At 44.1% G+C, this 19,016-nt stretch carries 12 protein-coding genes and 1 riboswitch; of the genes, 5 read left to right on the top strand and 7 right to left on the bottom strand.

The features are described from left to right. Nucleotides 1-159: 159 nt before the first annotated feature. Nucleotides 160-2,535 carry an LPS assembly protein LptD gene (lptD, locus tag AC4IFT_RS21555; RefSeq protein ID WP_490735899.1) on the bottom strand — a complete coding sequence of 792 codons (2,376 nt, stop codon included), beginning with the start codon at nucleotides 2,533-2,535 and terminating at the stop codon, nucleotides 160-162. A gap of 178 nt (nucleotides 2,536-2,713) precedes the next feature. On the opposite strand from lptD, the gene djlA reads away from it, so the two are divergent. Continuing rightward, nucleotides 2,714-3,529, top strand: a complete 816-nt coding sequence (djlA, locus tag AC4IFT_RS21550; protein ID WP_219244430.1) for a co-chaperone DjlA — start codon at nucleotides 2,714-2,716, stop codon at nucleotides 3,527-3,529. 371 nt (nucleotides 3,530-3,900) lie between these two features. Here the strand turns inward: djlA and rluA are convergent, their stop codons facing one another. The 6 genes from rluA to thiB form a co-directional block, all read right to left on the bottom strand. Next, the gene (gene rluA, locus AC4IFT_RS21545; RefSeq protein WP_490735896.1) at nucleotides 3,901-4,551 is read right to left on the bottom strand and encodes a bifunctional tRNA pseudouridine(32) synthase/23S rRNA pseudouridine(746) synthase RluA; all 651 of its coding nucleotides are present in this window, start codon (nucleotides 4,549-4,551) and stop codon (nucleotides 3,901-3,903) included. Nucleotides 4,552-4,765: 214 nt separating this feature from the next. Continuing rightward, nucleotides 4,766-7,672 carry an RNA polymerase-associated protein RapA gene (rapA, locus tag AC4IFT_RS21540; RefSeq protein WP_490752705.1) on the bottom strand — a complete coding sequence of 969 codons (2,907 nt, stop codon included), beginning with the start codon at nucleotides 7,670-7,672 and terminating at the stop codon, nucleotides 4,766-4,768. A 384-nt stretch (nucleotides 7,673-8,056) separates the two neighbouring features. Next, a complete protein-coding gene (locus AC4IFT_RS21535) occupies nucleotides 8,057-10,408 on the bottom strand; it encodes a DNA polymerase II (RefSeq protein ID WP_490752704.1) in 2,352 nt (783 codons plus the stop codon). A 62-nt stretch (nucleotides 10,409-10,470) separates the two neighbouring features. Then, on the bottom strand, nucleotides 10,471-11,175 hold the full coding sequence (gene thiQ, locus AC4IFT_RS21530) for a thiamine ABC transporter ATP-binding protein ThiQ (protein ID WP_490735890.1): 705 nt from the start codon (nucleotides 11,173-11,175) through the stop codon (nucleotides 10,471-10,473). Then, on the bottom strand, nucleotides 11,168-12,772 hold the full coding sequence (gene thiP / locus AC4IFT_RS21525) for a thiamine/thiamine pyrophosphate ABC transporter permease ThiP (protein ID WP_490735888.1): 1,605 nt from the start codon (nucleotides 12,770-12,772) through the stop codon (nucleotides 11,168-11,170). Before thiP ends, thiQ begins: the two co-directional genes overlap by 8 nt. Continuing rightward, entirely contained in the window at nucleotides 12,748-13,752 is a 1,005-nt protein-coding gene (thiB, locus tag AC4IFT_RS21520; protein ID WP_490752702.1) for a thiamine ABC transporter substrate binding subunit, read from the bottom strand. Before thiB ends, thiP begins: the two co-directional genes overlap by 25 nt. A gap of 58 nt (nucleotides 13,753-13,810) precedes the next feature. After that, nucleotides 13,811-13,908: riboswitch (TPP riboswitch) on the bottom strand. A gap of 113 nt (nucleotides 13,909-14,021) precedes the next feature. Between thiB and rppH the strand changes: the two genes are divergently transcribed. From rppH to AC4IFT_RS21500, 4 genes are all read left to right on the top strand, one after another. After that, entirely contained in the window at nucleotides 14,022-14,555 is a 534-nt protein-coding gene (gene rppH, locus AC4IFT_RS21515) for an RNA pyrophosphohydrolase (RefSeq protein ID WP_490735884.1), read from the top strand. Between the two features lie 4 nt (nucleotides 14,556-14,559). Next, nucleotides 14,560-16,806, top strand: a complete 2,247-nt coding sequence (gene ptsP, locus AC4IFT_RS21510) for a phosphoenolpyruvate--protein phosphotransferase (protein ID WP_490752700.1) — start codon at nucleotides 14,560-14,562, stop codon at nucleotides 16,804-16,806. 166 nt (nucleotides 16,807-16,972) lie between these two features. Continuing rightward, nucleotides 16,973-17,869 carry a prolipoprotein diacylglyceryl transferase gene (lgt, locus tag AC4IFT_RS21505; RefSeq protein WP_490735880.1) on the top strand — a complete coding sequence of 299 codons (897 nt, stop codon included), beginning with the start codon at nucleotides 16,973-16,975 and terminating at the stop codon, nucleotides 17,867-17,869. Nucleotides 17,870-17,983: 114 nt separating this feature from the next. Next, entirely contained in the window at nucleotides 17,984-18,835 is an 852-nt protein-coding gene (locus tag AC4IFT_RS21500) for a thymidylate synthase (RefSeq protein ID WP_490735878.1), read from the top strand. The last annotated feature ends 181 nt before the right edge of the window (nucleotides 18,836-19,016 follow it).

Genomic DNA, 19,016 nt, shown 5'->3' with positions numbered 1-19,016 from the left:
TGTTGACTGCACTCACTCGCGCAAGTCACATACTGATGTATGCTCCTAGCGACTCGCTCATTTGTCGCCTAACTGCATCTCGAATTATTTAGAGTAAGTGTCTCTCAAATTATTCAGAGTAAATCGCATGTTATTCAGAATAAACGATGCTATTTGTTATCAGAAAGCACGCTGGTAAGGCATGATACCCGCTTCTAACATTTTCTGACTACCTAAACTATGATTGTTATTTAGGCCTCTAAGTTCCACATTGACTGACCATTTATTATCATATTCGCTGCTGAACTTCTCTTTTTGCCAACCAACAATCTTACGTTCATAACCAAGGTTGACTGCCCAACAACAGGTATTGTATTGCAACCCAACCAGTTGGCTTGCAGATTGCTGTTGTTTTGTATCGTAATAATAGGAACCAACAAAGCCCCATTGTTCGCTTAATGGCCAGCTCACCACCGTACCAACTTGGGAAATACCTTGTTGATATTCAGGAAGTGTATAGGTATAACCGCCATTCTCGGCCTCATCTCGACGGAAAGTAGCTTGAATATAATCACGGTCAACAAAGCGGTAGTTCAACTGAACTAAGCGGTCAGCATCTAAACGGTACTCTGCAACGGCATTACCCATTGTGACGTTACCGAGGCGACGGTCGTACTGTAACCCACCACGAATACCCCAGTTCTCATCAATACGCCACATGGAATCTGTTGCCCACAGTAAAGAACCTGTGTTGCTCTTATCATCGATAGGGCGGTTAGAGTTTCCTGCACGTGGACGCTCAAAGTAATAGATTTGCCCTACAGAGAAATTAAAGCGTTCCGCGAGTGCATCATCATAAACGCGGGTCGTTAAACCGGTCGTGAATTGATTTGCAGAGGCGATGCGGTCAAGACCACTGTAAATACGCTCACGGAATAAACCGCTGTAATCTGATTGCAGTAAAGAGGAGTCAAAGTTATTGATATTGTCCTGATCTTTATAGGGAATATACAAGTATTGAACGCGAGGCTCTAATGTTTGTACATAATCACTGCCTTGGAAAAGGTCTCGCTCGAAAACGACTTTTGCATCACTCTTAAACATTGGGAGCACACGGCTAACGTTTTTCTCTAGGCTGCTATCCGTATTTGATGTTGGAATATCTTGGTCGTAATGGGTCGCATACAGTTTGATGCTGTTATTCATGTTTGCCCAGCCATTTGATAATGGCAGGTTCACTTCAGGCTCAATGTGTAAACGCGTTGCATCAGGGTTATTTTTACCTACGCTGGTAAAGCGAGCGGCTTGTGCATAGGTATGCACATCAAAAGCACCTAAATTATTTTTATAATAATTGAAGTCAACTTGTGGCTCTGCTTTGTAAGCTCGTTTGTTCGGGTTATCCGCAAAAATTTGGAATTGTTTGTGGGTAACTTTCGCATTCCAGTTGGTATCTGAATAGCCCGCGCTGAATTTTTGCGTGGCGTAACCATCGGTTGTACTACCGTACTGGGAGCTAAAATCGGTAAAGTATTGCGGATCGCTAACCTTGGTGTAGTCAGACGCAAAATTCCAGTGCCCCGCGTAGGTGCCTGAATGGCGCCAGTAGAATAGCCAACGGTCATCGCTATCACGAGCTGCACGTTTTTCACGATCTTTATCTTTGATATAAGCACGGTCACGGGCGATGTAATCAAAAGCAACTGTGCCGGTTCCCGGCGTGATAAGGTAACGGAATTCGTTGTTTAATTTCACGCCTCTGTGGGTCATAAACTGAGGTGTGATGGTCGCATCGTAATTCGGGGCAATATTCCAATAATACGGTAAAGAGAACTCTAAGCCGTCGTTGTTTGAATAGCTGCCTGTTGGAATTAAGAAACCAGAGCGACGCTTGTTACCAATCGGTAATTGCATGTAGGGGCTGTAGAAAATCGGAACATCACCGACTTTAAAGCGCGCATGCCAAATTTCCGCGACTTCTTCTTCACGGTCGATAATGACTTCAGACCCTGCAACGCTCCAGCTATTGTTACCCGGTAAGCAGGTGGTGAATGTCCCGTTTTCCATGATGGAATAGCGGTTTTCGCCACGCATTTTCATTTTCGTCGCGTCACCGCGGCCTTGGCGACCGACCATCATGTAGTTACCGTCGTTTACGTCGGTATTTTTATTATCTAAGTTAGACCAAGCAGAAGGGCCTTTTAAGATAATTTGCGGGTCATCATAGTGAACATTACCTGTTGCAGTCACTTCGCGAACAGGTGGCTGCCCCGCAGTTTCAGTTTGCGTTAGTTTAACCTTATCAGCGGTCAGCGTTTGGTTCCCTTGTTGGATATCGACATTGCCGTCATATTCAACAAAATTAGGGTATTCACCACGAACATCTTCAGCCGTAATGTTAATTGGCAGGTTGTTAGGGTCACCTTTTACAATCGGTTTTGTGTAAACAGGGACGCCCAGCATACACTGCTGCGCAAGGTCAGCATGCGCTTGCTGACTATAAATAGCCGCCCATACAAGGGTAGCAACTAGTGTTGGATAGCTTTTTTTCATCATTAAATATGCGGTTCCGTCATCATTGGCACAGCCAGCAAACGCTCAAAGACTAACTTAGCCAACCACTTTGCGCCAGTATAATGTAAGAAACTTTACGCGCGGGTAGTTATGCATAGAGCAGAATGAATAGTATGATAATGCAAAATTGCATTTTGAGCATTGAAGAATTGAGGGATATATGCACTATTGGGGTAAAATTATTGGCGTAATACTCGCAATCGTCTCTGGATTAGGTTTTTGGGGGGCGTTAGCGGGGTTAATTATTGGCCACGGCTTTGATAAAGCATCAATACAACGTAAATTTGCCGGGTCGATGAATAAGCGTGATCGTCAAATTATTTTCTTTGCGAGCACCTTCCAAATTTTAGGGCATTTAACCAAGTCTAAAGGCCGTGTAACTGAGACGGATATTCAGCTTGCATCAAATTTGATGGACAGAATGCAACTGCACGGCGAAACCCGAAAAGCAGCGCAACAAGCCTTTCGAGAAGGGAAGTCACCTAACTTTCCTTTACGTGATGTTCTAAAACAATTACGCATGGCATGTTACGGTCGATTCGACCTGATTCAGATGTTTCTGGAAATTCAATTACAGGCCGCTTTTGCCGATGGTTCCCTTCATCCAAACGAAAGAAAAGTGCTGTTTATCATTGCAGAAGAGCTCGGAATTTCTAAAGTTCAGTTCGAGCAATTCTTGGATATGATCCAAAGTGGCCGCCAATTCGGTCAAGGATACTCCCAGCAGCAATCAGGGGGCTATTACCAGCAATCTAATGGCCCAACACTCGAAGATGCCTGTAAAGTCCTTGGCGTGTCTCCTAGCGATGAGCCGACTAAGATTAAGCGAGCATATCGCAAGTTAATGAGCGAACACCATCCAGACAAATTAGTGGCAAAAGGTTTACCGCCAGAAATGATGGAAATTGCGAAGCAGAAGGCTCAATCAATCCAAGCGGCTTATGACTTAGTTAAGAAGGAGCTTGGCTTCAAATAATTTTCCCCGTCATACTTCGCGCCGCAGCGTTGTTGGCTGCGTTCGCGAACCCTAGTCACATAATTTTGCATGCTCCCTGAGATATCCTCAATTTGCTGCCTACCTATAGCTCGAATTATTTAGGGGAATAGTGTGGTTTAATCTAGTCCTAAAGCTAAACTGCGTCATATACACTAAAAGCATTGGCTGCACTCAATAGCCCCTAGCTTTCGAACTATTTAATCCCGTCATATTTCGCGCCGCAGCGCTGTTGGCGTGTTTGCAAACCCTAGTCACGTAGTTATCTACGCTTCTAGGGATTCATTCAGTCGACGCTTTGCGGTAGCGCGAACTATTTAGGGGATGGGATGCAGTCAATCGATTGAGTAAACCTAAAAATCGGGCTGGCAGGTAAAATGCATTGGTGTGCCATATTCAGGATGGGTGATATATAACTCCTGAGCATGTAACTGCAAGCGAGGTGCGAGGGCTTTGGCCTCGTCGTGGGCATAGAAGCGATCGCCAAGGATAGGGTGACCCAATGCAAGCATATGAACGCGTAATTGGTGGGAACGCCCTGTAATCGGTGACAATTTTACGCGAGTCGCTTGTTCTTCACGCGCCAATACTTGGTATTCTGTTTGTGCAGACTTACCCGTTTCAAAGCACACTTTTTGCTTTGGCCGATTGGGCCAATCGCAAATCAGCGGTAAATCAATCAACCCTTCTTCTTTCTCTAATTGCCCCCAAACTCGCGCAATATAGACTTTTTTAGGCTCACGCTCTCTAAATTGGCGCTTGAGTTCACGCTCAGCGGCTTTATGCAGCGCAACGACCATGACACCGCTAGTTGCCATATCAAGTCGGTGAACAGATTCTGCCGCAGGAAAATCACGCTGAACGCGGCTCATAATGCTGTCATGGTGCTCAGGGGCTTTTCCGGGCACAGAAAGTAGCCCACTTGGCTTATTCACCACAATGATGTGTTCATCTTGGTAGAGCACATGCAGCCAAGGTTCAATGGAGGGATGGTAAGGTTCCATAAAATTACCCGTCATACTTCAAGTTGTAGGGGTGTTGGCTTCATTCATCTACTCAGGTTACATACTTGTGTATGCTCCCTGAGATAGCTTCATTTGCCGCCTACCTACAACACGAATTATTTAGGGTAATTCAATTATTACTTAAGTAAATCGAGTTGTAGATTTTAAATTAATTATCGAACCATAAAGTGTTCTATGGTTCGATTGTTATGGCTTACTGATGCGTGACAATAACTAAGCGGATGGCATCGAGGCGCCATGTGGCTTGGTCAATATTAGTCATCAGTTGTTGGCGTTCTTCCTCGATAATATCCAGTTCTTCATCACGGATATTTGGGTTGACCGCTTTTAGCGCTTCTAAACGTGAAAGTTCTAAGGTTAACGCTTTATCAGCGGCATCTTTTGCGCTCTCAATCAGTAATTTCGCTTCTTTTTCAACCATCGGTTCAGACAAACGCAGAACGGAATGCACTTCGTTTTGTACTGCATTCACCAGTTTGCTCGCCATATGGCGGTTAATCGCATTTAATTGGCGGTTAAAACTTTCAAATTCAACTTGAGATGATAAGTTATTGCCTTTTAAATCAATTAATAAACGTACAGGTGTCGCGGGTAAGAAACGGCTGATTTGCAAGTTTTTTGGCGCTTGCGCTTCGACCACATAAATTAACTCAGTTAATAATGTGCCGACAGGTAATGCTTTGTTTTTCAATAAAGAAACTGCGCAGCTGCCCGTATCGCTCGATAACACTAAATCTAACCCATTACGGATGATCGGGTGTTCCCAGCTGATAAATTGCGTATCTTCACGGGAAAGCGCTTGCTCCCTATCAAACGTGATGGTGCAACCATCTTGTGGAAGACCCGGAAAATCAGGGACTAACATATAGTCGGATGGCGTTAAGATGATTAAGTTATCGCTCTTATCTTCCTGATTAATACCAACAATATCAAACAAGTTTAGTGCGAAGTTAACCAGCTCAGTGTCGTTATCGCCTTCACCAATTTCTTCTGCTAGCTGGTTACCTGCATCTCCGCCGTTCGAGTGCATTTCCAGCAAACGGTCACGGCCTTGTTCTAATTGCAGTTTTAAGCTGTCATGTTCGTCACGGCACGTTTTGATAAACTCATCAAACCCTTCAGTAACAGTCGGTTCAGCCATAAATTGCAGCAACGGTTGGTAGTATTTATCGTAAATGGCGCGACCTGTCGGGCAGGTGTGTTCAAAGGCATCTAAGCCTTCGTGATACCAACGGATAAGCACGGCTTGCGCGGTGTTTTCTAAGAAAGGCACATGAATGCTGATGTCACGGCTTTGGCCAATACGGTCTAAACGACCAATACGCTGTTCTAGCAAATCAGGGTTAAACGGCAGGTCAAACATGACTAACTGGTTTGCGAACTGGAAGTTACGGCCTTCTGAACCAATTTCAGAGCACAGTAATACCTGTGCGCCTTCTTCTTGAGAAGCAAAATACGCGGCGGCGCGGTCACGCTCTAACAGGGATAACCCTTCGTGGAAGACGGCAGCTCGAATCGCTTCACGTTCACGTAAAACTTGCTCTAATTGCAGTGCAGTCGCCGCTTTTGCGCAGATAACCAAGACTTTCTCATTGCGATTCGCGGTTAAAAAGCCCATCAACCATTCAACACGGGGGTCGAAGTTCCACCACGTCGCATTTTCACCTTCAAACTCTTGGTAAATTTGCTCCGGGTACAGCATCTCTTTGGCGCGAGTTTCGGTGTCTTTTTTGGTGCCCATAATACCCGCCACTTTAATTGCGGTCTGGTATTGGGTCGGTAATGGCATTTTTAACGAATGCAGCTCACGACGCGGGAAGCCTTTAACACCATTACGGGTGTTTCTGAATAACAGGCGGCTCGTGCCGTGTCTGTCCATCAGCATGTTAATTAGCTCTTGGCGAGCGGCAGTGCCATCTTCCGTTTCGAGATTAGCGGCTTTCAGCAATGGCTCAATATCTTGCTCTTTGATCAAATCATTGAGTAAGTTCTGTTGATCATTGGTCAGTTTATCGCCTGATAATAACAATGAAACAGCATCGGCGACTGGGCGGTAGTTATCCTGCTCAGCAACAAACTCCGCATAATCATGGAAACGGCTTGGGTCGAGCAGGCGCAATCGAGCGAAGTGGCTTTCTTGACCGAGCTGTTCAGGTGTTGCGGTTAACAGAAGGACTGAAGGAACGCTTTCTGCTAGCGTTTCAATTACTTGGTACTCGCGGCTTGGTGCAGCTTCACTCCATTGTAAATGGTGAGCTTCATCGACAACCATCATATCCCAGCCTGCTTCAACCAGTTGGTCGAAACGCTGCTTGTTGCGGCGGACAAAATCCAATGAACATAAGACTAATTGTTCAGTTTCGAATGGGTTATCGCTGTCGTGTTGTGCTTCGCTATAACGGCTATCATCAAACAGCGAGAAACGCAGGTTAAAACGGCGAAGCATTTCCACCAGCCATTGATGCTGCAAGCTCTCAGGAACGATGATAAGGACACGCTCAGCACGGCCAGCAATAAGTTGCTGGTGGATGATCATCCCAGCTTCGATGGTTTTCCCTAAGCCCACTTCATCTGCGAGTAAAACGCGTGGATTATGGCGTTTGCCTACTTCGTTGGCGATGTGTAACTGGTGTGGAATTAAACTGGCGCGTATGCCGCGCAGGCCTGTTGCTTGGTGCTTAACTTGCTCGCTTTGGAATTTACGGGCGCGAAAACGCAGTGCAAAGCGATCCATACGGTCAATCTGGCCTGCAAATAAACGGTCTTGGGGTTTATTGAAGGTCAATTTGCTATCGAGAAACACTTCTCTGAGGCTTACATCAGTTTCTTGCGTGTCTAAGCGCGTACCAATGTAAGTTAATAATCCTTTATCTTCTTCAATGCTTTCAACTTGAAGTTGCCAGCCATCGTGGCTGGTGATGGTATCACCTTCATTAAACATCACTCGGGTAATCGGCGCATCACTGCGTGAGTAAAGGCGGTTTTCGCCACTAGCAGGGAAAAGTAACGTTACCATGCGGGTATCGATAGCCACAACGGCGCCTAATCCAAGTTCGCTTTCTGTATCGCTGATCCAGCGTTGACCAAGAGTAAATGGCATAGATTTAACTTAATTCCATAAATTTGTGAGTTATTCTTAGATTTTTTTAGACAATTTTTATCAGAGTCTTCGCCCAGTGTTGGTGCAACTAATCATCTGTTGCACAAGGAAGAGTTCGATTTTTTGTAAAAATAGTCATTACCTGATGATTAATTATACACATTAATAAATTCAAATTGCAGTGGCTCACTGTCATTGCTTTAACTTCTTAGCGAAAAATACACTGAAGATAAGGCAAAAAGTGCTGATTGAATTATAACGAGTATTACTGATTATCGCGCATTATTTGTGCAGTCGAGCTGTGCGGATATCAAAGGGGCGTTATATTAATTCAACCGCGGCTTATCGTCACCTGTTAAAAAAGCATCAGTGGAATAATAAATTTTAGAACAACAGGGTAATTTGGCCTGTTAATAGGGTATCGAAGTCATCCTCTAAGAAAGGTAAGATAGCATCGGCTATTGGTTTGATTTGCTTAGAAATATAGTGTTCATAATCTGGCCTTGCTGTTACGATTTCGAGTGGTTCAGGCCCTGCCTGTGTGATGATATAGCTTATCCAACCCCCATTTTGGTACTGTAACGGGCGCTGTAATTTTATATTATAGTCATCTGCGGCACGTGCCGCGCGAACATGTGGTGGTACATTTCGTTGGTAATCAGTGAGTTTTCGACGTAAGCGTTTACGGTAAACCAAGCGGTCATCAAATTTACCTGCTCGAATATTTTGGATATATTCACGAATATATTCACGATACGATTGACGATGAAAAATTCGAGTGTAGAGCTCTTTTTGAAAAATTTGTGCAAGTGGCGTCCAATCTGAACGGATCGTTTCTAGCCCTTTGAATATCATTTTATCTTGGCTTAAACCCGCATAACGTTTTTTACTGCCCATTTCAGCGCCACGCACGGTTGGCATAAGAAAACGGCGATAATGTGTTTCGTACTCAAGTTCAAGCACACCTTCGAGCTGCCATTCATCCTTTAAATGCTGTTTCCACCAATCATTGACGTAATCACGAAGCGCATAGCCAATCTTTTGCGCTTGTTCTTCAGTGTGTTGCTCACGTAGCCAAACAAATGTGGAGTCTGTATCCCCATAAATGACTTGGTAACCTTGGGATTCAATCAATTGCTTGGTTGTACGCATGATTTCATGGCCGCGCATCGTAATTGAGGCCGTTAAGCGTGGGTCAAAGAAACGGCAGCCTTCAGCGCCAAGCACGCCAGCAAAGGCATTCATAATAATTTTTAGGGCTTGGGAAAGCGGTGCATTGTGTTCTTTTTTGGCTTTATCGCGCGCTTGCCAAATATGGCTAACAATATCGGGTAAACAATGGGTCGTACGTGAAAACCATGCTTGGCGAAAACCTTGCACAGAATGTTGTGGTTCAGGGTGAGCAAGTCCTTCAATCATACCTGCGGGGTCAATTAAAAAGGTACGAATAATTGATGGGTACAGGCTTTTGTAGTCCAACACTAACACAGAGTCATACAGCCCCGGTTGAGAATCCATCACAAATCCACCTGGGTTTAACTGCATCTTGTGCTCAGTTATATTTGGTGCAACGAAGCCAAGGCGATGTAACCGCGGAATATAAAGGTGGGAAAATGCCGCAACGGAGCCTCCCATTTTATCTGCTACTAAGCCTGTGACCGACGAACGCTCTTGCAAGAACGCCATGAGATCGGTTTTTTCGAATATACGGTGGACTAAAACGCAGTCTTGAATGTTGTAGTGTGCTAATGCGGGTTTATCGTGAGCAAAGCGGCGGTTAATTTCGTCCATTCGGTCGTAGGGGGTATCAATCGCCTTACCTTCCCCGAGAAGCTCTTGGGCGACAAATTCCAAACTAAACGAAGCAAAATGCCATGTCGCATTTTTGAGTGCATCAATACCGTCGATAATAAGTCGACCTTGGGCTGAAGCGAAGAAAACGCCTTGTTTGAAGCCGTGCTCCCGCCACTCAAGTTTTGTCCCTTGCCGCCCAAATAACAGCGGAATGCCATAGCGTTCTGCGTGTTTTTGCAAAACCTGTAAGTCGAACTGGATTAAGTTCCAACCGATTATGGCATCAGGGTCGTACTGTTGTAGCCATTCATTGAGTTTCTCTAGCAATTGAGGCCGGCTACTTGCATACACTAGGCGGTGAGCCGAATTTAATGCAGGGCCTTGCTCTGGGCCTAACATAAACACCACGTTGTCACCACAACCAGATAGCCCTATGGAATATAGCTCACCATGTTGGCTGGTTTCGATATCAAGAGATACCGCTTTAATTTTTGGTCGATAACCTTCACAAGACTTGAGTTGGTATTCACCGCGTGAATTACGAGAAAACCACACAGGCGCTGTAATAAATCGCTCCATTAAATAGCGTTCACAAGGGCGAATATCGGTTTCAAACAGCTCAACGCCGAATTCTTTACAGCTTTTTTCGATATTCTGTAATTGGCGATATTGGTGACAATAAATGGCGTAGACTTTTTCCCTTTGAAAGTCAGAGAGTTCAAGTAATCGATAGCTGACATTCGGTTGTTCATCTAAAAGATGCTGAACAATTGGTAGCTTTGAAGCCGATAAAAAGCCAACTGCTTTTTGATTGGGAATGGTTATTTTTTGCGGGTGTGTGTCTGTGAGAAGCCAATACGTGACCTCGACGCCTTGGCGGGTGTCTTTCCAGTGCCGGCTTAAGATAAAGCCTTGTTGTGCAGGGGGCATTAGTTGGGGCATTGGGCAACTCGGTTTGCTAAGTTACCCAATAATATACGACAGTAGTGTGAATTTATACAGTATTAATTGGTGTCGGTGACACGAAGCAGTGCAGAAGCTGCACTTTGCCCTTGTAATAAAGCTTGTGTATCACCGTCATAGGCAATTACACCATCAGAGATGACTAACGTTCTTGGGGCAATTTGCAGGGCGTCATCCACATTATGAGACACCATTAACAATGTGATGGATTTTTCTGCACAAACCGTTTTTAACAACATAAGCATTTCATGGCGCAGGGCAGGGTCGAGGGCTGAAAAAGGCTCATCAAGCAATAAAATCGGTTGATTGCGAACCAAACAGCGGGCAAGGGCGGCACGTTGGCGTTGCCCACCTGAAAGCTGTGCTGGCAAGCGGTCTAAGCACTCAGTTAAACTGACATGAGCCGCAATTTGCTCGACGACCTGCATTTGCGCCGAGTTCAATCGCAGGCTTGGCTGCAAACCGAGGCCGATATTTTGCCGTATCGTTAAGTGCGCAAATAAATTGTTTTCTTGAAATAGCATGGAAACAGGGCGCTGTGCTGGTGGCGTGAAGGTGTGATCTTGCCCATTAAGTTCTATTGTGCCTGTTTTGGGAAATTGAAAGCCGCTAATTAAGCTCAGTAACGTGCTTTTCCCCGCACCACTTGGTCCCATGATAGCGATACATTCCCCTGATTTTACTGAAAAATCAAACGACATCGTTAAGTTATCATATTGGTAATCTAAATTTGTCAGCTTAATCATGGTGTTTTCCTGAAATGCGTTCGAGCAGGCTAAATAAACAAAAACACAGCAATAGCAGCAGCATCGCAGTTACCGCGCCATCATTGGTGCGATATGCCCCAATTTGCTGGTACAAATAATAGGGAAGCGTGCGGAAATTTTCATTACCAAACAGGGCTACGATGCCGAAATCCCCCACTGAAATCACACAAGCAAATGCGAGAGCTTGGGCAATTGGTTTACGTAGTGCTTTGAGCTCAATAATTTTAAAGCGGTTAAACCCGGTGATCGCTAAGGATTGGCATAAAGGGTTATATCGCTCCGCGGTGTCTCTCATAGGGTTTTCGAGGACTTTTAAAGCATAAGGGATAGCCAACAGGGCATTGGTCATTATCACCAAGGGGTAGGGAGATTCAGGTAGCCCAATGGTTTCATTGAAAAAGATAAAAAAACCTGTTGCAAGGACGATCCCAGGCATCGCTAAAATAATTAAGCCGCTTAACTCAATCGCTTGTCCAAGTCGCACGGCTTGGCGTAAACGCAGCTCACGGCTACTCCAAAGCAGCATCAAGGTGAGAGTGACACAAACTACACCAGCGCAGAGCGCAATAAACAGCGATGTTCCTGTGGCTTGCCATAATGCAGGTTGCTGTAAGACCGATAATAGCTGCCCATTTAAACCATCGAAAACGACGGCAAGCAGCGGGGGGAGCAACAATAACATCGCCGCAGTAATTAACAAGCAATCACGAATACGGCGAAAAAGGTTATCTGCGGGGTCTACCCATTGTGTTTGCTGGCTAAAACCAACTGAAAATAAATTATTGATTTTTTGACAGATAAACATCAATCCAAGACAGAAAAATAATTGGATGAGCGCCAAAATTGTCGCTCTACCAAGATCAAAATCATAATTAAGCGCTTGATAGATTGCGAGTTCAATCGTTGTTGCCGCAGGGCCGCCACCTAAAGCGAGTACGGTGGCAAAGCTAGCAAAGCACAACATAAAGATCAGTGATGCGGTAGGGAGGATTTGCCTACGCAAATAAGGCCATTCTAAAATTCTAAATTGTTGCCACTCATTAAAGCCTAATTGCGCAGTCATTTGACGCTGTTCAATGGCGATATTTTCTAAGGATTGCAATAACATTCTTGTGGCGAGGGGCATATTAAAGAAAATATGTGCAAGTAAAATTCCTTTTAATCCGTAGGGCGAAAAGCTGTATTCCACCCCGAGCCAGTCGAAGGTTTTTGCCAGCCAACCTGTTTGCCCGTATACCGATAAAATCCCAAAAACAGCCACTAAAACGGGTAAGACAAGTGTCATCGCGCAGAGGCGTATAAATAATGTACGCCCCCAAAAACGACGACGGTAAAGTGCTCTTGCAAGTAAAATGGCAGGAAGCACGGAAAAAATAGCGGATAAAAATGCCTGCCAAAAGGTAAAGCCAATGACATGCCATAGGTAACTGTCGCTGATGATGTCATCAATGGCGATTTCAGGCGCAAAAAACCACAGCGCTCCAAAACTGAGAAGCGCTATCGCAATTAATAAACCGGAAGCAAAAGCTCCCGGTAATAAAGAGAGATTAATTAACGACTGACGGCGGTTTGCCATAAACGCGTCCAGTTTTGACGTTCTTTAGCCACTTCTTGTGAACTAAATTGTAAGGCTTTTTCTGGCAGAGGCAGTTGGTTATAAACCTCTGGCAGAGGGATATCAATCACCGGATACATCCAGTTAGTAGTCGGTAAAGTGTTTTGGAATTCAGGTGTTAAAACGAATTGTAAAAATTGCTTAGCGAGTTCAGGTTGTGGGCTGTTTTTCAACCTTGCAGCGACTTCTACTTGCATGTAATGGCCTTCATCAAACAAGGCTGCGGCGTAGTTATCTTTTTTGTCGTTGAGCATCTGGTAGCCCGGCGATGAGGTATAGCTCAGAACGAAATCTCCTTCACCTTTTAAGAATAAGCCGTATGCTTCGCTCCAACCTTTTGTGACCGTTAAGGTTTTTCCTGCCATTTTTTTCCAAGCATCTGCGGATTTATCACCATATAGTTTTTCAATCCATAACATCAGGCCAAGCCCTGGCGTGCTGGTGCGTGGGTCTTGGTAGATGATTTTCCAGTTATTTTCGCTATTTAATAGCGCATCCATACTTGTGGGCGGTTGTTGGATTTTATTTTTGTCATAAATGAAAGCGAAATAGCCATAATCATAAGGAATGAAAATAGAGCTATCCCATGCAATAGGTAATTTTAAGGCTGCCGTGTCAATTTCAGCAGGGACAAAGAGGCCTGTTTTTTCGGCGGAATCTAATAGGTTGTTATCTAAGCCTAAAATGACGTCAGCTTTACTTTTTTTTCCTTCCATTCTTAAACGGTTTAACAGCGCAACGCCATCCCCCAAGGCAACAATTTTTAATTCGCAGTCACACTGGGCTTCAAAATTCTTTTTAATTTGCGGACCCGGTCCCCACTCTGCGGCAAAGGAGTCATAGGTATAGACAGTTAGGGTTGGTTTCTCTGCCCATGCCAATTGACTTAAACCGAGTGCACTAAGGGTCAAAATCGATGCTATAATTTTGTTTTTAAACATGCTTTTTCCTGCGCTAAAAGAGAGTGACACAGGATTTGAGAGTGAACCGATGCAGGTTTGCAAGCGGTGGCTCAAATCCCTACGCCGGTATTAACCGGATCAGGTTCTACGGGTTATTTCTCAGCCAAAATAAATTTGGCACCCCGTTGAGACGCTCACTATTGTAGAGACTTCGGACATATCTGCAAACTGTATTGATATAGGTTTACCAGTTAGGGTATGTGTGAAACAATTAGGCATCTTTCAAATTTGGTTATTGGGGTAGTCGAGTGATTGATGATGATGGCTACCGCCCGAATGTAGGAATCGTAATTTGTAATCGGCAAGGGCAGGTTTTATGGGCTCGCCGCTATGGTCAACACTCTTGGCAGTTCCCTCAAGGAGGCATCAATCCGGGGGAATCACCAGAGCAAGCGATGTATCGTGAGTTATACGAAGAAGTTGGGCTACAGCGTAAGGATGTCAGGTTATTGGCATCTACCCGTAATTGGTTACGTTACAAATTACCCAAGCGTTTGGTGCGTTGGGATACAAAACCGGTTTGTATTGGGCAGAAACAGCGTTGGTTTTTACTCCAACTGCAATGTAATGATGCTGATATAAACGTGCAGCGCAGTAAATCGCCAGAATTTGATGGCTGGCGATGGGTCAGTTATTGGTATCCTGTCAGGCAGGTGGTTTCTTTTAAACGGGAAGTTTATCGCCGTGTTATGAAGGAATTCGCTCCAATTGTAATGCCTTTACAGGAACAAAAATTACCACAACGACCTGCTTTTAATAACCGTAGGCGCGGAGCAAAGTAAGCCTATGTTGATGCGTTTACGTGAAATTGTCGAAAAAGTTGCGATGGCGACAAGTTTGACCGATGCGCTTGAAGTATTGGTGGACGAGACCTGCAAAGCAATGCGAACTGATGTGTGTTCGATTTACTTAGCCGATCATCCCCGCCAATGCTATTACTTAATGGCAACCCGCGGGTTAAAGAAACCTAGCGGGATTGCTATTCGCCTTGGCTTTGACGAAGGCGTTGTTGGTGCGGTTGGGCGCCAATCTGAAATGCTAAACCTCGCTGATGCCCGTGAACATCCTCAATACAAATACCTTCCTCAATTAAAAGAAGAGCAACTTAAAGCCTTTCTTGGTGTCCCCATTGTTTATCGTCGACAACTACTTGGCGTGCTGGTGGTTCAACAGCGTGAGAAACGATTGTTTAATGAGACAGAAGAATCTTTTATGGTGACACTGTCGATGCAGCTCGCGGTGATCCTATCGCAAGCACAAGCCAAAGGAATTTTTGGGCAATATCGGCAAAATAGAATTAAAGCCATCCCTGTTTCTCAGGGAATTTCAATGGCCTATGGTTGGCAAGATACTTCGCAACCTTCTTTTGACAGTATCAGTCAAACCAGTGCCATTGATATCGACAGCGAAAAACAACGTTTAATCACGGCATTAGAAAGTGCAACAGCCGAGTGCCGGCGGATCAGCAAGCGCTTTATGGCGAGCTCTGCGAAAGAAAGTGCGGCAATTTTTGATCTTTATAATCACCTGCTTAGTGACCCCCAGCTTAAAAAACATTTATTTACTGCCATTGATGGTGGCGCAGCCGCTGAATGGGCTGTGAAAACAGTTATCGAAAACTATGTTGAGCAATTTTCTCGTTTACGTGATCTCTATTTAAGAGAGCGAGGCGCAGATCTTAAGGCGTTAGGCCAGCGCTTATTATTCCATCTTGATGATACGTTAACAGCGAATGAACAATGGCCTGAACGCTTTATTTTAGTGGCTGATGAACTCAGCGCCAGTGTGCTTGCTGAATTGCCAATGGAGCAACTAGCGGGTGTTATCGTACGTGATGGCGCAACACACTCGCACTCGGCAATTTTAATCCGAGCGATGGGTATTCCTGCCATTATGGGGGCGGATATTGAACCGTCTTTACTGCATAACCGCCATTTGATTTTAGATGGTTATCGTGGCGAAGTTTTTATTGAGCCCGAAAATCTAATTATTCAAGAATATCAGCAGATTATTGAAGAAGAAAACGTTATTAGTCGTTTGGCGGAGGGAACCTTAGAGCAAGATGCGACCTTAATAGGTGGTGAGCAGGTACAGATATACCTAAATGCAGGGTTGAGTCCGCGCTATGAGCAGCAAATTAATATTGGTGTTGATGGTGTTGGGCTATACCGCACAGAACTGCCGTTTATGCTGCATAATGGTTTTCCTTCAGAAGATGAACAAAAACAGCTATATAAAGAAGTTTTACAGCTATTTCCAACAAAGCCAGTCGTGTTACGTACCCTTGATATTGGGGCAGATAAACAGCTTCCGTATATGCCTATTAGTGAGGAAAATCCAAGCCTAGGCTGGCGAGGGATCCGCATTATGCTTGATCAACCTGAGATTTTTTTAATTCAATTAAGGGCAATGTTACGGGCTAATGTGTTATCAGGAAATTTACGGATTCTTTTGCCGATGGTGACGAGTATTAATGAAATAGATGAAGCTATTTCGTTAATAAAAAGAGCAAAAGAAGAGGTGGGGCAGTTGCTTGGGCAGCCAGTAAAAATGCCGCAGGTGGGCGTGATGCTTGAAGTACCTTCATTGCTATTTTTATTGCCAGAGATAAAAAAACGTGTCGATTTTATTTCTATTGGCACCAATGACTTTACACAATATTTACTTGCTGTTGACCGCAATAATACACATGTCGCGGCGCTATATGATAATCTCCACCCTGCAATTATTCGCTTTCTTGCGAAGGTCAGCGAAGAGTGTCAGCGCTTGGGGCTTCCTGTTAGTGTGTGTGGTGAGATGGCAGGCCAGCCACTCAGTGCTATGATATTAATTGCCCTTGGTTACCGCTCTTTAAGTATGAGTGGGCGGAGTGTTCCGCGGATGAAATACCTTATCCGCCAGCTTGATCCCGTGTTAATGTCTGATTTAGTAGGTAAATTATTAACCGCAGAGACAAGTGAAAGTGTTAGGAAGGAAGCTAGCCTCTTTATGGAAATTCACCGTCTAGGTGGGTTTGTTCGTGGTGGTATTTAGCTTATTTTCCCTGTTAGCCTGACGCTAAATTAGTCGAAAATGAATATATTCGAGTATAAGTCATTGTGTTTTTTGTTGTATGCTTTCGCGCTCTTCAACTAATTGAAGCGTATTGAATATTTTATGGCCAGCAAGGTGTTGGCTTAATCATTAAAAGTGGGGAACGATGAGTAACAGCTACTTAGCATTTCCGGAAATTGATCCTGTTATGTTCTCAATTGGGCCAGTATCGCTGCACTGGTATGGTTTTATGTACCTTGTTGGTTTTGTTTTTGCGTTATGGTTAGCGGGACGCCGTGCAGCAAAACCAAATAGCGGCTGGACTAAAAATGAAGTTGAAAACCTGCTATATGTTGGTTTTGTTGGTGTTTTTGTCGGTGGCCGCCTTGGCTACGTATTTTTCTATAATCTCCCTGTTTTCCTCGATGACCCGCTTTATCTCTTTAAAGTATGGGATGGTGGAATGTCCTTCCATGGCGGCTTAATTGGTGTTATTTGCGCCATGATGTGGTTTGCACATCGTACTCGTCGTCGTTTTCTCCAAGTTTCTGACTTTGTGGCTCCATTGATCCCGTTTGGTTTAGGAATGGGGCGTATCGGTAACTTCATTAATGGCGAGTTGTGGGGGCGTGTCACCCTTGATACACCTTGGGCTTTCTTGTTCCCGCATTCACGCAGCGAAGATATCCAATTGGCGGCTCAAGACCCTTCTTTACTGCCGATCTTAGAGCAATATGGTGTGTTACCAAGGCATCCATCGCAGCTGTATGAAATGTTTTTAGAAGGCATTGTTTTATTCCTTATTCTTAACTTATTTGTCCGTAAACCAAGGCCAATGGGCAGTGTCTCAGGGCTGTTTTTAATCGGCTACGGTGCATTTAGGATTATTGTGGAGTTTTTTAGGCAGCCAGATGCTCAACTTGGGTTGTTTGGTGGTATTAGTATGGGGCAAATTTTATCTATTCCTATGATAGTCATTGGTATTTTAATGATTGTATGGGCATATAAGTACGGTAAAAATGTTCCTGCTCATAAGCCAGAAAAAGAGCCTAAAGGTAGTTAGCTAGCATTGTTATTGTGGTTAGCTTAGTATTTTAAGTACAACAATTTCGCTGAAGATAACGTATTTAGTACTAAGCATACCAGTTAAGTTATTTTTGAATAAAAGAGAGCCACTATGAAGCCGTATCTAGATTTATGCCAACGTATTATTGATGAAGGGCAATGGGTTGAAAACAAACGCACAGGCGTTCGTTGTTTAACTATTATCAATGCCGATCTTGAATATGATGTTGGTAATAATCAATTCCCCTTGATTACGACTCGTAAAAGCTTTTATAAAGCAGCGATTGCAGAGCTACTCGGTTACTTGCGCGGTTATGATAATGCAGCACAATTTCGTGAAATTGGTTGCAACACTTGGAACGCAAATGCGAATGAAAACCAAGCTTGGCTGAATAATCCCCATCGGAAGGGTGAGGATGATATGGGCCGTGTTTATGGTGTTCAAGGCCGCTCATGGCAACGCCCAGATGGCACTCATCTTGATCAACTTCAGAAAGTTGTTAATAACTTAAAAAATGGTATTGATGACCGCGCGGAAATCATCACTTTCTATAACCCAGGTGAGTTTGATATGGGGTGCTTGCGTCCTTGTATGCACACTCATACATTTTCACTATTAGGCGATACACTGCATCTAACATCATATCAGCGCAGCTGTGATGTTCCGCTCGGTTTGAATTTCAATCAAGTACAATGTTTTGTTTTACTTGCTTTAATGGCGCGGATCACGGGCCATAAAGCAGGTAAGGCCTATCATAAGATTGTAAATGCACATATTTATGAAAACCAGTTACCGTTGATGAGAGATGTGCAATTAAAACGTGAACCATTTTCTTCTCCTTCATTAACAATGAATCCGGAAATTAGAACGTTAGAAGATATAGAAACATGGGTAACTACCGATGACTTCACACTTGATGGGTATCAATGCCATGAAGCTATCAAATATCCCTTTACTGTTTAGCTAACAATCCCCTTTCTTTGCTATGGTGGCTTTAGACATAGAGCCACTATAAGTTTTATTTTTGAATACATATTTCCCTCCTGTAGTTCTTCTCGTCTTCCGATGTATTTTATTTTGTTGCTCTCTGAGTAAGAAAACAGCTCATTTTTTTCCCTTAAATTGTTTTGGGGGGGGGGGGGGG

Source organism: Providencia sp. UF-183, assembly GCF_058246155.1.
Note: the sequence above shows the minus strand (reverse complement) of the source record. Positions and strands in the feature narration are given on the sequence as shown.